Genomic DNA, 14,717 nt, shown 5'->3' on the forward strand with positions numbered 1-14,717 from the left:
TTTTACGCTGCCACATCCTACACTTTCATCCTGCCACAGAGAGAATGGCTCTGAAATTCAAGAAATCAAATCAGAACGAAGCAGTCCCATTACCACTTGATCCGTTGGTACGCCTTTCACGAGAACAGCTTCTCTCAATGTGCCTTCAATCTGAAAACCAATCTTTAAATAGGCCTTTATCGCTCGCTCGTTCCCACTCCAAGTATCTAACTGTAGACGTCTAAGTTGAAAGCGGTCAAAAAGAAATTGACACATGGTCCGCACAGCGTCAGTACCGTACCCTTTACCCCAAAAGTCTTTATTTCCGATCATGATGCCGATGACAGCTGTACCAGTTACTAAGTCCATATTTCGATAACTGATTTCCCCTATGAAATCTTCATTCTCAGTAAAAATGCCGAGCATTCCAGACTCCTGTTGACGATTTTCCAAAATATCCTTCTCGTACCGTTTCATAAATGCTTCTTCTGAAATCAAGCTCGACATATACGGCTCTCCAGTTGCCCAATACATTACTTCGGCATCTTGCCTCCAGTGGTAGTATGTATTAAACATCTCTCGGGTAAATGGCTTCAAAGTCACCAGCTTGCCATAAATCACTCCATTTCCTCCCTCAAAAACCAAAATGGATTATCACCTTACTGGAAATAACGTCCCAAATGCGCAAGAACTAACGAACTGTCTCACTGTATAATAATACACTGGCAGTTCAGCGATAACTCCTTCATTTTCGCACCCTTTATTGCAACAAGCGTTAGAGGATTACATTCTGAAATCCTTGCTAAGACTGGGATTTCAGGCACTGAACAGGCAAAAAAACCCCCTCATTTTCTAGTAGCCTGAAGTTGACAAGACAACAATTGGTTATCAAACGGGATGTACTCAGTCACAGCTTAGTGAGCATCGCTATATGCCTGGAATTCCATTCAAGAAAAGAAGATCTGCTTCTAATTGAATGTGAAAGGATTCAATGTAAGCATTTTTGTTCGGCGTTTGAGGGGATATATCCTTTCGTGCATCACTCCTGCCTTGCAAACGCTTCTTCAAATGCTTGGCTAATGAACGGGGGCGGTACATTTCTTGTCATATCAGGCTAGTGGATAAGGAATAAAGACTCAAATTCAATTTTTGGGGGCCCTCGTAATTATATCAGAGCCAGTGCCAAAATTAAATAATTGCCGTTACAACAGGTATCTTGAATGTAAGATACGACTCACTTTATTTCGCCAAAGAAAAACGGAATGATCAGAGAACTTTATTACAGGCGTTTCAGAGAGTCCATGGGTCTATCCAAGTCATGTGAATTGTATGTTTATCGATAGTATTTGAATGTTTATACAAGGTAAATCATGGTGGATGAAAATCGTCGAGTTGGTGCTAGATATAAATACGCCACGGAACCCTCTTTTGGTAGAATTAAGTCGACCAAAACCCATTCACAACAAAGGAGAAGCTCCATGGCGAAATCCAGTATATCACAACACGCGCAATCTGGTTTGGTTCCTTTCCCCTTGATTCCCCGTCAATGGGAACAGTATATGGATGTTCCGTTTGTTATCCCCGCACTGACTTTCCCTTGGGACATCTTTCGAAATATTGAGCAGGAATACTACTGGCATCTATATGACTCGTTGCGTGAGGAACGGATAAATCGGTCGGACGGAACCAGCAACGTCACCAACTCTGCTCTTGGGCTAGAACTCCCCACACCAATGGAACAGGCGGTTAATACGTCGACAGTCACGCGAAGTCGTTCAGGCCGCAAGCCTCACGACTTTATGCCTATGATGCGGGCGTTCGAGTTGGCCCGATTGCTATACGTTGAGAGCATGGCTGAGAGTGTCTACCTACAGGTTCGCTCCAACCCGTTGTTTGCTGAAGCTTGCGGGTTTACAGGCAAACTCCCCAGTTACCGCTCGTTTGCCCGCTTCGACGAAATCATGACAAACTTCGGATTATGGGATAAGGCTCGACGGCTGGTCGTTGCGTTCAACCTGAAGCAGGGTGTGTTAGAGGTTGAGGATACCTTGGTCGCCGATACAACGCATGTTGAAGCGGAGGCGACCTACGGAAAACAGATGAAAACCTGTCGCCACAAAGAAGACTGTGATTGCCCTGCCGTCCCCACGGACGATAACGTAGGCATTGTTCGTAAGAGTAACGCCGTATCCTACATTGGCCACAAAGTTTCGTTACTCAGTGGCGCCAAGGGACAACTTCCACTCACCCGAGAAGTGTGCAAGGGAGAGGAATACGATGCCTTTACCTTGCTACCTACACTTGAGCGATTCAAAGCTGAGTTTGAGGAACAGGTACAGTCTGTGCAATATGTACTTGCCGATGGGATTTACCAGAGTCCAAGGAACCAGCAGGCAACAAGGGATGTACTTGGGGCAAAACTGGTTGCTCCCATTAATCCCAGGGGTCGCCAAGACAAACCGAGCGATGTCCGTGGAATTGATATGATTGACCGCTACGGGGTGCCACATTGCATTGCTGGACACAAGATGGAGTTAAAAGGATCCGACCTCAAAAAGGAGCAGTACATATTCACGTGTCCAGTTCACAATCCTCAGGCGAAACAGAAAGGGCTTGTCTGCCCGCACCACAAACACATCCAGTGCTGTAGCGGTGCCACCCAGGGTCGGGTGCTTCGGGTTGATTTTGCGACAACACCTCAGGTAGACCCTGAGTTCCCACAGCACAGCCGTACATTCGATACGTTGTATGACGCCCGTACAGGGATTGAGCGAATTATTGGGATGCTGAAAGATGGATACAGTTTACGGCGTGTGCACAAACGTGGACGTAAGGCGGTAGAGGCTCACGTTGACCAGTGCATGCTCTGTATGCATGTGATGGCATACTGCGCCTACACTCAAACTGGAACAGTAAACCGCGGGTGGACACGAAGTCGACTGAAGCGGGCTCAATGACAACAGCCATCACAAAAACCTTGATTGGCAGACCTTATCCACAGTTTTCGTGCGTCCATTTTGCCAATGACGAACATATCCACAGTCATGGAGCAGAATCACAGTGAGTTTCCTCTAATTTTGGACGATTAGAGTTTACTTCTCGTTGCTCCGTTTGACAACGAAAGCAATTTTGGCATCGGCTCTCAGTAAGAGTGTCGTAGACCACGTAAGAGGTTTGTGGCATATAAATTTCAAAACAATTTTTTCTATAAGAGGAAACTAAGTGAATAGCTTAAGTGCATCGTAGTCAAATTAATTAGTAAGCTGGTAGTTGAGCTGATGCTCCTAAGAGTACGTAGTCATGACCAACCTATAACTTATTTGATACGAAACAATACAAATCTGGTATCCGAACGCCAGATTTGTATTGCCTCAAACTGTAAAATTTCACGCGATTGATTTTGGACTTGGGCAGTCACTCATTGAAGACTCATATAATCTTACTTTTTATATTCATACCATGTCAGGTAATCTTATTATTTGTGTTTGTTTACGTCATGAAAAAGTGTATACGAGAACAAAAACGGTTATTTGATTGGGTGGCATGGAGTTGGATATTAGGTTTCATCATTTGGACTATCAGGTTCATCGGAATACTGTAGGAACTCACAAATACGGTACCAGCTTTAGCGATTGGAGTTCCATTTTCTGCATCCAGGATTTCTCGTTTGCGCATTGGACGCGAACTGTTTTGACGGGCATCAGTTCGCTCGTCAGATGCCACTGGTAAACTCAATCGGTGATCCGTAATGAATACTTGAATGAATTCGATCGCTGTTCTGCCACTTCATTTACGTGTACACAGTCTCGCACGCCTTTACGTATGTCGCAAACTCACCACTTTTGTAGAGGCTTACCTAACGGTTCACCACATTCGCACGAATCTCATGCTTGCAAGCAACGATGGACACATGGACAGACTCCAAACCTTCTTTCACAACCTTGTTCCCTAAACTTCTGGGAAAACTAACGCCTGATCAAGAACAATCCCTCCTGACGCTATCCCTCTAATAACATCAGATTTTGTCCAATTATATAACGGCGCTGAAGAGTTAAAATCTGCACTTTACATTCCAAGGTATATCGTTTCCGTTACAAAAGCGAATAAGTTTGTGGTTGATTTATGTTTTTAAATTAATATATAGTAATATATATAGATTATAATCTTTTGTTGAAGGGTATGGAGTGGAGGAACAAACTTTGTCTGTATCAATAGCTCTGAATATCGCCGTGGTGCTCGTCATTATCAATATTTCTCTGGGTTTGTTGATCGTAGTAACAAGGCGCTTAACTTATCTGGGTCATGCTATTGGAGTAGTTACGTCTCTTGGGCTTGTGATGAGCGCTGTCAAGGCGATGTTCGAGCCGCCACAATACGTGACATTCGTAGACGGTGCTTTTGCATTTACAAGTTTAAGCTTTCGAATGAACGCACTTACTGGATTTTTTTTATTGCTCATTGGCATCGTGGGCTTATTCGCTTCAGTATATGGTATTGGTTACGTGAAAGAATACGCGGGACGAAAAGACGTATCACTTTTAGTTGCGGGGGCTCTTGTATTTCTTGCCACCATGACTTCTGTAGTGCTGGCGGGGAACGTGTTTACTTTTCTTGTTTCGTGGGAATGCATGTCCATCGTATCGTTTCTCTTAGTGATATATGAACATGAACAAGAAGAAGTTAGGAATGCAGGATTCATTTATGTTGTCATGACGCACATTGGAACTGTATTTTTAACTATTTCCTTTCTAATCATTGCTCGTTACTCGGACAGTCTTTCCTTCAATCTTATGAATACTAATCATATGCCAAATGTCATAAAGACGATTGTTTTTTTGTTTGCATTGATTGGATTGGGTACAAAAGCTGGCCTCGTTCCTTTCCATATATGGCTGCCACGGGCACATCCTGTTGCACCAAGTCATGTCTCGGCACTTATGTCTGGTGTGATGATCAAAATAGCCATGTATGGGTTTCTACTCATTGTTTTTGAGTTCTTGAAAGGCGGGCCTATCTGGTGGGGAATACTTGTTTCATGCATCGGGGCAATAACAGCACTTCTGGGGGTTCTGCACGCACTCGTACAACGCGACCAAAAACGAATGTTAGCATATAGCAGTATAGAGAATATGGGACTAATTTTTTTGGGACTAGGTTTAAGCTTGATTTTCATGTCTTTGCATGATCCGATACTTGCTGCATTTTCTCTATTGGCTTCTTTGGTACATGCGTTCAATCACGCATTGTTTAAAAGTCTTCTATTTTTCGGAGCAGGTGCAGTACTCTCGAAAACCCATACGAAAAACATGGATCGTCTCGGAGGTATTATTCGAAAGATGCCATGGACAGCCTGTTTTACCTTGATGGGTGCACTGTCCATTTCAGCGATGCCACCATTTAATGGATTCATTGGAGAGTGGATGTTATTTCAATCGGCATTTGCATTAGCCATGTCAGTCCATTCTCCTTGGATGGGTATATATGCTGTGCTGTTGGTTGGTTCATTAACAATGACGGGTGCATTGGTAGCCATGGCATTCGTCCGTTCGTTTGGGAGTACTTTTTTGGCATTACCCAGAAGTGAGTACGTAGAATCGGCGAATGAAGTGGGCATGCTTATGCGAATCGGTATGGCTGGATTAGCTGGGCTCTGTTTGTTTATCGGTATATTTCCAGCCAGATGGGTGTCTATGTTAGGCAACTCTATAAGAGAGATTACCGGAATGTCCTTAAAAATGAATCCATTTCAGTTGGGTATGAACGACATCGCACGTGCAGATGGTCGCCTCTTACTGATTCCCGTTCTCATGACTTCGATATTGGCGCTCATTTTTCTGTGGGGGATTCTTCGCCTGGTTGGGCGACGAACTTCGGCCGTACGAATGGAAACTTGGGCCTGTGGCGGAACATTGACACCGCTTATGACCTACACAGCGAGCGGCTACAGTAAACCAGTGCGGGTTACGTTTCAGCAAATATTCCGACCCTCTCGAACATTACAACGTACAGAAGGAAGCGAATATTTCCCATCTAAATTCGTGTATTTCAGTAAAGTGACCTCGTTTGCCGAAACCTATTTATATCATCCCATCATTCAAACGGTATTAAGTATGGCTCGGCTCGTTCGAGCGATTCAAAATGGACAAGTTCAAAGTTATTTGGCGTATTTGTTTGTCACCCTGATTGTGCTTTTGATATTGGTGAAGTGAGGTGAAACTAGGCATGATACATGTGCTTCTAGAAATCTTACAAGTCATTTTTATTATAGGGGTTTCACCGCTTATTCAGGGGATTGTCAAAAGGACAAAAGCTATCCTTCAGGGACGTCAGGGGCCGTCGGTTTGGCAACCTTATTATGATTTACACAAGTACCTGAACAAAGACGAAGTCTTATCTATCCATGCATCCTGGTTATTTTTAATCACACCTTATGTTGTGTTTGTAACGATGATTGCTGTTGTGGCGATGATCCCGGTGTTTATTACTCATACACTTTTATCTTTTACGGGACAGTTAATGCTTGTGGTCTATTTGTTTGGCTTGTCTCGATTTTTTACAGCACTTGCGGGAATTGATACTGGAAGTTCATTTGGAGCCATGGGCTCGAGCCGAGATATGTTTGTATCTGCATTGGCAGAACCCGTTCTTTTTATAACGTTACTTGCTATCGCCTTGCCAATGAAAACCACTAATCTTACGTTGATAACTAGCCGAGCAGTCACAGGTCATTCACCACTTTTATCACCGACATTTTATTTGGCCTTTTTGGCGTTTTTGATTTTAGTGATTACAGAAACCGGTAGAATTCCAATCGATAACCCAGATACACATTTGGAATTAACCATGATTCACGAAGGAATGATTCTCGAATATTCTGGGAAACGTTTGGGGTTGATGATGTGGAGTGCATGGATAAAGCAAGCAATCATGTTTACTTTGTTGTTAGATTTTTGTTTTCCTTGGGGGATTTCGTTGGTAGTCCATGGATCCATGCTTATAGCAAGTTTCATCATGGTTTTCTTGAAGCTCACTGTTATTGCAATTGTTATTGCGTTTGTAGAGATGTCATACGCAAAAATACGATTCTTTCGTATTCCAAGACTGTTATCAGCAGCATTTGCCCTATCTATAATTTCAATTTTAACTAATTTTTTACTCTAAGGAGAATGTATATTGATGCTTTTACAAGTATTTACGATTGTGTTAATCATGAGTACCCTAGCGTTGCTCTGGATAAAACCAATCGGAACCGCCATCAAGATTTTGTCAGTTCAATCCCTAATTCTTGGTCTTATGGCCATACTTATCGCAGTGCGAACAGATACTCCAGATTTATATATTATGGGGGGATTAACCATCCTTATGAAGTCCATCGGTATTCCATGGATTCTCTGGTATACCCTTAAAAAAATCGGAATGAAGCGGGAAACTGAAAAGCTAATCGGGCGTGAACTTTCCATACTTTGCGGGGGACTAATATTGGCCATCAGTTACATCGTGACAGGGAAATTGCATCTGTCTTCCATCAGCTTAGGTCAACAGTATTTACCCATTTCAATTGCGATGTTACTTATGGGTCTATTGATAATGATGACGCATCAAAAAGCCATTATGCAGGGAATAGGACTGGTTGTAATGGAGAACGGTTTGTTTCTAGTCGCGCTTGTCACCACATACGGGATGCCGTTTCTCGTAGATATTGGAGTCTTCCTGGATGTGTTCGTTGCTGTGATTCTCATAAGCATGCTGACTTACCGGATCGATAAAACGTTCCAAAGTACACACACAGAAAATTTGCGCAGACTTCGGGGGTGAGGAAATGGTAACCATTTTATCTTTGGTCGTACCTACAGTAACAGGGGTTCTCTCCATCTTCATCCGTCGAGCTTGGTTGCGTGAAACGATTCATTTGATTGGCAGTATTGCTACATCATTTATAGGGCTCCTATTAGTGGGCACAGTAATCATTCAAGGACCCATCACGAACTCAAATCAATTTTTTCACATTGATGCGCTCAGTGCCGTTATTTTAGCCATCATTTCGATTGTGAATTTAACCACTTCCATACATTCTATCGGCTACATAAGGCATGAACAAAAGGAAGGTCTTTTGAATGTTAGACAGACCAGGCAGTATTACATGTTGTATCACTTCTTTATTGCAACAATGGTATTTGTAGCCGTTGTCAATAATATGGGGCTTCTCTGGGTCAGTATAGAAGCAACCACAATAGTTTCGGCGTTTTTAGTGGCCATTTATCAAAAAGGAGAAGCGCTAGAGGCAACATGGAAGTATCTGATGATTTGTAGTGCGGGCATCGCTTTTGCGCTATTGGGAGTCATTATTCTCTATGCGTCGTCCATTGCTAAACTTGGAGCAAGTAATCAAGTCTTGAATTGGACAGTTTTGTCTAATTCTCATTTTGTGTTACAGCCCGATCTCGTTGCCCTGTCATTTGTTTTTATCATGGTTGGCTTCGGAACGAAAGTTGGATTGGCACCAATGCATTTTTGGCTTCCTGATGCGCATAGCCAAGCCCCTTCCCCTGTCAGTGCTCTGTTATCAGGCGTTTTACTCAATTGCGCCATGTTAGGATTAATTCGGTTTGGTATTGTTGCTGAGAATACTATCCATGGGCAATTGATTCAACATCTTTTCATTGGATTTGGTTTATTCTCTGTCGGGATTGCTTTTCCGTTCATTCTTGTGCAGAAAGATTTCAAGCGAATGCTGGCATTTTCCACGATTGAGCACATGGGGATTATTGCGGTTGCGCTAGGTATGGGTGGTCCATTAGGGTACTCTGCTGCACTGCTACAAATGTTCAATCATTCAATGGGGAAATCGATGCTTTTTTTGACTGCGGGTAATGTCAATCAGAAATATAAGTCTAAGCAAATGCCTCGAATTTTTGGAGTACTTCAAAGCATGCCTTTTACAGGGTTTGTTTTTTTAATAGGCACGCTGGCAATTACGGGCGTACCTCCATTCAATATATTTACCAGTGAATTTTCTATCTTCGTTGCGGGATTTAGAGAGGGGCATGCATGGATAACAAGTGTTCTCATTCTTTTTATTGCTTTCATTTTTGCAGCCATGATGTTCCATATGATTAAGATGATTTTTGGAGAAAACGTTCGAGAGCGGATGTCAACGGGTGAGGTCAGTCGATGGAATACCATTCCACTCGTTTTACCTTTGTTTTTTGTCGTTTTATTTGGCCTATACATGCCCACTTCATTTACACAACTGATTCACCAAGCATCGTTAATTCTTGTAGGAGGAGTTCGCGCATGAAAATATCTAGGATAATCGTGGCTCCACATGAGCTGATTCATGCATGTCGTACAGTTATCGCAAATCATGGCCGTTTTATCACGATGGTTGCCTCTGATGAGTGTGGTAGGGGGATCGATCGATTTGTTGTACGTTATATCTTTGCACATGACGGGAAATCCATGCTCAATGTGGTGGAAAGCGTGTTAACGGAAAGTAACTCTTCTTATCCTACGTTATCTTCTATGATTCCGGCTGCATCATGGGCGGAAAGAGAAGCTCATGATCTTTTTGGGATTTTTCCTGAAGGACATCCCGATTTACGTCCTTTGGTTTTACATGATGATTGGCCGGAAGGTGTATATCCATTACGAAAGGACTATGCCTTAAGAGAAAAGCAAGAACGGGATTCCTTCAGTTCGTGGTCTTATCCAAAAGTAGAAGGCGAAGGTGTGTTCGAAGTTCCTGTTGGGCCGATTCATGCAGGGGTAATTGAGCCAGGGCATTTCAGATTTCAAGTCATGGGAGATTCGGTGCTTCATCTAGAAGCGAAGCTGTTCTACACCCATCGTGGAATTGAAAAGCGTAGTGAGGGAATGTCTGTTGTCAAGGGATTGTATCTCGCTGAACGCATTTGCGGTGTGTGCAGTGTTTCTCACGTATTGTCCTACGTTCAGGCAATTGAACAAATTTCAGAAACGAGGGTTCCTGAAAGAGCCATTTTCTTGCGTGTTCTGTTTGCTGAATTGGAGCGCTTATACAATCACGTTGGAGACATTGGCAACATGTGTGCGGGAATTGGATACGCATACGGAGTTAATCACGGTGCTCATTTAAAAGAACAACTGATGCAGTTGAATGACTTTATCGTTGGACATCGTTTTTTGAGAGGTTCTATTGCGTTAGGCGGCGTTACAGAAGATATCACAGAAGAGAAGCTGAGATATATTGAAACCACATTAGAACGTGTTCAGAAAGAATTCAATGAAATAGTGGAGCAGATATTGTCTCACGACATAGTGGTCAATCGTTTTTCGAATACAGGTATTTTATCTGAACGAATTGCTAGGGAACTTTCCACGGTTGGACCAACAGCTCGTGCATCTAATTACGACATCGATGTTCGCCGTGATTTGCCATATGCAGCTTATGATCAACTTGTCTTTGAGGTGCCTACATTCATGGAAGGTGATGTCATGGCCCGGTTCAAGCAAAGATTTCTTGAAGCCAGACAGTCCTTTCAAATCATTGAGCAAGTGATAAACCGTACGCCTAAAGGGGATATTCGTGTTCCTATTGGAGACTTAATACCATACTCCTTCGGCATTGGTATGACAGAATCGCCACGTGGAGAGAATGTGCATTTTGTCATGGTAGGCGAGAATAACACCATTTATCGCTACAGAGTCCGTTCTGCACCGTACGCCAATTGGCCTGCTGTACCCATTTGTGTACCTGGAAACATCATTCCGGATTTTCCGCTCATCAATAAGAGCTTTGAGCTGTGTTATGCATGTTGTGATCGGTAGTTGCCATTTGCTCTTAAGATTGTATAGGAGATGATACGGTTGATTGCAGTCTTAAAGCGGCTATGGAAACATGGGATTGGAACCATACCAAAAGATGAACTTTTGCACGTGAACGGAAGAGGAAAATTATTATTGGATGACACAAAGTGTACGGCTTGTGGTGATTGCGTTCTGGAATGTCCAAGTGAAGCATTGTCTTTACGTCGTGTTCAAAACGAGTTTGATTTCTCTATAACCTATAGCTCGTGTATTTCTTGTCGTGTATGTACAGAGGTTTGCCCAACCAATGCATTTTCGTACGCGAATGAACCTATGCCAAGTGTTCAACTACGAGATGAACTCGTCGTCCATTATACAATTAACAGAGATGAATCAGAACCGAAAGGGGAAATCGTAAGTGACCGAGATCGAAGAGAAGTTATCCTCAAGAATTAAACAATGTTTTGCTCGTTCTCTACACATTCGACATGTTGACTCCGGGTCATGTAATGGTTGTGATTTTGAGATAACAGCATTGATGAATCCGGTGTATGATATTCAGCGATTTGGCATTGATTTTGTCGCTTCCCCTCGCCATGCGGATATGCTTCTTGTTACTGGCGGTGTGACTCGAAATTTAGAAGCAGCGTTGCGAAAAACATATGAGGCTACGGCACATCCCAAAATGCTGGTAGCTATTGGGGGATGTGCATGTGGTGGAGGAATGTTTGGAGACACGTATGCACATTTAGGTGGTGTTGATAAAATATTACCTGTGTCTGTTTATGTTCCAGGGTGTCCACCACGTCCCCAAGCGATTTTAGAAGGAATATTGCACGCTATCGAGCGGGCGCATGAATTGGAATCTTCACGAAAGGGGAATGGTGCATATGCTGCAAGAACTTCAAACGTTTAAGGCAGAATTTTTTAAGGCACTGTCCAATCCATTTCGTATTCGAATTTTAGAGTTGTTACGAGATGGGGATAAGTATGTACATGAATTACAGGAGCATATGGGTGTTGATAACGCTGTCGTCTCACAACAATTGGCAGTTTTGCGCAGTAAAAACATAGTTATCGGTGTAAAAGAAGGAACAAAAGTTATGTATTCGGTGCGCGATCCGCTTGTTTTCCAATTACTCGACATCGCGAAAGAAATCTTCCAGAACAACTTAACCAACACGATACAGATGTTGCAAGAAATAGACAATCAGGAGTGATTTTTGTTGATTTAAACTACACTATGATTCTGCGTATGGATCGGAATCTTGATGATGAGACACATCTCACGTGTGAGATGGTAAGCCTTTGACTGGATAGTACCTTTTCATGTCGGCGTCTGTGTTTTGGTTCTATGTTCGAAGTGGATAGATAACCTTGTTCAAAGGAGGGTCAGGTTTATGCAATATTCTTCTCACAACATAGTGGTAAAAGGGAGATTGGTAGATGAACAGACGCGTTGTGTGCATTATTCAGGACCAACTGACGTCATTGCAATTAAATTCCCGTGTTGCCAAACTTATTTTCCTTGCCATGCTTGTCATGAAGAATTGGCCGATCACCCTGCGCAAATATGGCATGCGCATCAGTTTCATGAAAAGGCTGTTCTTTGCGGCGTTTGTCATCAAGAATTAACCATTCAAGAATATTTAAACAGCCACTTCCAATGTCCATCTTGTGGAGCCTCTTTTAATCCTGGCTGTCAACTTCATTACTCGCTCTATTTTGAACAGGAATAGATTGTTGGAGTTAAAGTCTAAATTCATTTAATCGCTCGGATTGATTCAATAAAAATTCTTTAAAAACCAGCGTTGATTTTGTGTGGAAATCAGATTTTTGTGTAATGATAAAGAAATTTCTTTGAATGGGCGAAGAAGATATGTGTATTTCACGTAATGATTTCCATTCAAGTTCTCTGCGCACAACCCACTTTGAGAGCACCGTAAGTCCGAGTCCCGCCGCTACGGATTCTTTAATAACTTGAGTACTGCCATATTCGACTAAGGTTGAAGGAGATATACTGTAAGTTTGAAAGACAAAGTCTGTAATTTCTCTTGTTCCTGAACCATTTTCGCGAACAATCCAGGTCTCTTTACTGAGCTTATCTAATACAGAGTTTTTATACTGATGAATGGGGTGATCGTTCGCAGCTACAATGACTACCGTATCTTCTGCAAAAGTTTCTACTTCTACAAAGCGATGATCAATGAGCCTACCCTCAATAATACCTATATCCAAGTTTCCTTTGGAAACATGTTCAACAATTTTATGTGTATTGGCAATTTGAATGGTCGAATGAATTTTAGGATAGAGATCGCGAAACTCGGCCACAAGATAAGGCAAAACGTATTCCCCGAATGTAAAACTTGCCCCTATGTTCAGTGAACCGCTGGCTTCATTCTTCATGTCGTGAATAAGATGATTCATTTGATTGTATAAATTCAAGATTTCTTTGGCATGATGATAGGCTATTTCTCCTGCCTTATTTAAGCGGATAAATTTATTGGTTCGATCCAATAATTTGATATCTAGGCGTTGTTCAAGAGATTGAATATGTTGGCTGATGGCAGGTTGACTGATATGAAGTTTATCTGCCGCTCGTGTGAAATTCTGTTCTTCAGCTACCGTGATAAAAGCTAACAATTGTTGATCCATGATCGAGCCTCCTGAACATACCGTATATATAATCATTTACTTATCATAACGATTCTAATAAAAAATTGTACTTATTGAAAGTAACGAATTATCATATGACGTAGTGAAGCTTGGAGGTGGACATGGTGAGTCTGATTAGACAGTTTGCTCCTAATTGGTTTACTACAGTCATGGGAATAGGGATTGTGGCAGGATTGACGTATACTTCTCCATTTCCAATTCCTTATCAACATCAGATAGGTATGATTCTGTTTGGGATGCTGAATGTTGTTTTTTTGTTGGCTTTTCTATTTTGGATTGTACGTTGGTTACTTCATACAGATGAAGCAATCAATGATTTTCGACATCCAGAACGAGCGTTATTTTACGGAGCTTTGGCAATGGGCATGAATGTGGTTGGCAATGATTATCTGCTCATAGGCACTCATCTGATTCATAGTTCTATAGCAATTGAGATAAGCAAAGTCATTTGGGTATCAGGAACTTTAGTCTCCATCTTTACAGTCATTGTCGTGCCTTATCTACTGTTTGTTGAGCATTCGGTGGAACAGCACCAGACACTTGCAACTTGGCTGATTCCTGTTGTACCTCCCATCGTAGCAGCTGCCACGGGTACGAACCTGATTCCATATTGGGGAGATATTAACACTCAATTTGCCATTACCGCAATCATTATTGCGATGTTTGGGATGACATTCTTTTTGTTTATGATGGTCAGTGCTCTCGTCTATGCAAGATTGGTGTATCATCAACGCTTAAGTGGAATAGCAGCACCTAGTTTATGGGTGGAGATTGGACCTATTGGCATGTCGATGGGGACTCTTAGTACCTTACCTCTTAAAACCCATGCTATTTTCGCTCCCTACACCAATATTCTTCATGGCATAGGTCTGATATTTTCGATGGCTATGTGGGGAGTTGGCGTATGGTGGATCATCATTTCTGCCATGCATTCTATCTTCCATATGAGTCATCGTGGCGATGGATTGCCGTTTCATTTGGGCTGGTGGAGTTATGTATTCCCAATTGGTAGTTTTACAAGTGGCACGTACGCATTAGGTCACCTAGTTCACGATTCGTTTTTTACTTTCGCAGGCCTTATTCAACTTGCTATTCTGTGGGGATGTTTTGTTATCGTTTTTGTCCGTACAGCTTCTGGAGTTTGGAAGGGTACCTTACTTCAGTGGAAAATTTCACAGCCAAAGCCTCAAGTAGATACCCAAAACCAAAAAACTGCCTAGCTGTCATCCCTGTAAATATATGTTGAAAAGACAAAATGCCCATCCCAATTTTGTTGT

At 42.3% G+C, this 14,717-nt stretch carries 14 protein-coding genes; 11 read left to right on the plus strand and 3 right to left on the minus strand.

Annotation, left to right across the window (positions count from 1 at the left end):
* Positions 1–57: 57 nt before the first annotated feature.
* Positions 58–600 (minus strand): GNAT family N-acetyltransferase, encoded by a 543-nt coding sequence (locus ACOJUR_RS01480; protein WP_306954963.1) that lies wholly within the window; start codon positions 598–600, stop codon positions 58–60.
* An 857-nt stretch (positions 601–1,457) separates the two neighbouring features.
* Between ACOJUR_RS01480 and ACOJUR_RS01485 the strand changes: the two genes are divergently transcribed.
* On the plus strand, positions 1,458–2,936 hold the full coding sequence (locus ACOJUR_RS01485) for a transposase (protein ID WP_420949079.1): 1,479 nt from the start codon (positions 1,458–1,460) through the stop codon (positions 2,934–2,936).
* Between the two features lie 532 nt (positions 2,937–3,468).
* Here the strand turns inward: ACOJUR_RS01485 and ACOJUR_RS01490 are convergent.
* Positions 3,469–3,714, minus strand: a complete 246-nt coding sequence (locus ACOJUR_RS01490; RefSeq protein WP_420949080.1) for a hypothetical protein — start codon at positions 3,712–3,714, stop codon at positions 3,469–3,471.
* A gap of 464 nt (positions 3,715–4,178) precedes the next feature.
* Here ACOJUR_RS01490 and ACOJUR_RS01495 point away from each other — a divergent pair, with 464 nt between their 5' ends.
* The 9 genes from ACOJUR_RS01495 to ACOJUR_RS01535 all read left to right on the plus strand — a co-directional run bounded on the left by ACOJUR_RS01495 (position 4,179) and on the right by ACOJUR_RS01535 (position 12,503).
* Entirely contained in the window at positions 4,179–6,188 is a 2,010-nt protein-coding gene (locus ACOJUR_RS01495) for a proton-conducting transporter transmembrane domain-containing protein (RefSeq protein WP_420949081.1), read from the plus strand.
* A gap of 13 nt (positions 6,189–6,201) precedes the next feature.
* Positions 6,202–7,140 carry a respiratory chain complex I subunit 1 family protein gene (locus tag ACOJUR_RS01500; protein WP_072873713.1) on the plus strand — a complete coding sequence of 313 codons (939 nt, stop codon included), beginning with the start codon at positions 6,202–6,204 and terminating at the stop codon, positions 7,138–7,140.
* Positions 7,141–7,155: 15 nt separating this feature from the next.
* Entirely contained in the window at positions 7,156–7,794 is a 639-nt protein-coding gene (locus tag ACOJUR_RS01505; protein ID WP_072873738.1) for a hypothetical protein, read from the plus strand.
* Positions 7,795–7,798: 4 nt separating this feature from the next.
* On the plus strand, positions 7,799–9,277 hold the full coding sequence (locus ACOJUR_RS01510; RefSeq protein WP_072873712.1) for a hydrogenase 4 subunit F: 1,479 nt from the start codon (positions 7,799–7,801) through the stop codon (positions 9,275–9,277).
* The gene (locus tag ACOJUR_RS01515; RefSeq protein WP_420949082.1) at positions 9,274–10,785 is read left to right on the plus strand and encodes a hydrogenase large subunit; all 1,512 of its coding nucleotides are present in this window, start codon (positions 9,274–9,276) and stop codon (positions 10,783–10,785) included. The genes ACOJUR_RS01510 and ACOJUR_RS01515 overlap by 4 nt, the downstream gene beginning before the upstream one ends.
* Positions 10,786–10,815: 30 nt before the next feature.
* Entirely contained in the window at positions 10,816–11,220 is a 405-nt protein-coding gene (locus ACOJUR_RS01520; RefSeq protein WP_083574127.1) for a 4Fe-4S binding protein, read from the plus strand.
* A complete protein-coding gene (locus ACOJUR_RS01525; RefSeq protein ID WP_072873710.1) occupies positions 11,183–11,680 on the plus strand; it encodes an NADH-quinone oxidoreductase subunit B family protein in 498 nt (165 codons plus the stop codon). The genes ACOJUR_RS01520 and ACOJUR_RS01525 overlap by 38 nt, the downstream gene beginning before the upstream one ends.
* Positions 11,655–11,984 carry an ArsR/SmtB family transcription factor gene (locus tag ACOJUR_RS01530; RefSeq protein ID WP_072873709.1) on the plus strand — a complete coding sequence of 110 codons (330 nt, stop codon included), beginning with the start codon at positions 11,655–11,657 and terminating at the stop codon, positions 11,982–11,984. The genes ACOJUR_RS01525 and ACOJUR_RS01530 overlap by 26 nt, the downstream gene beginning before the upstream one ends.
* A gap of 180 nt (positions 11,985–12,164) precedes the next feature.
* Positions 12,165–12,503, plus strand: a complete 339-nt coding sequence (locus ACOJUR_RS01535; protein WP_420949083.1) for a CHY zinc finger protein — start codon at positions 12,165–12,167, stop codon at positions 12,501–12,503.
* 10 nt (positions 12,504–12,513) lie between these two features.
* On the opposite strand, the gene ACOJUR_RS01540 is transcribed toward ACOJUR_RS01535, so the two are convergent.
* Entirely contained in the window at positions 12,514–13,419 is a 906-nt protein-coding gene (locus ACOJUR_RS01540; protein WP_306954977.1) for a LysR substrate-binding domain-containing protein, read from the minus strand.
* Positions 13,420–13,544: 125 nt separating this feature from the next.
* Here ACOJUR_RS01540 and ACOJUR_RS01545 point away from each other — a divergent pair, with 125 nt between their 5' ends.
* A complete protein-coding gene (locus tag ACOJUR_RS01545) occupies positions 13,545–14,660 on the plus strand; it encodes a TDT family transporter (RefSeq protein WP_306954979.1) in 1,116 nt (371 codons plus the stop codon).
* The last annotated feature ends 57 nt before the right edge of the window (positions 14,661–14,717 follow it).

Origin of the sequence: Alicyclobacillus tolerans (genome assembly GCF_048984885.1) — a bacterium.
Lineage (GTDB): Bacteria > Bacillota > Bacilli > Alicyclobacillales > Alicyclobacillaceae > Alicyclobacillus_I > Alicyclobacillus_I tolerans.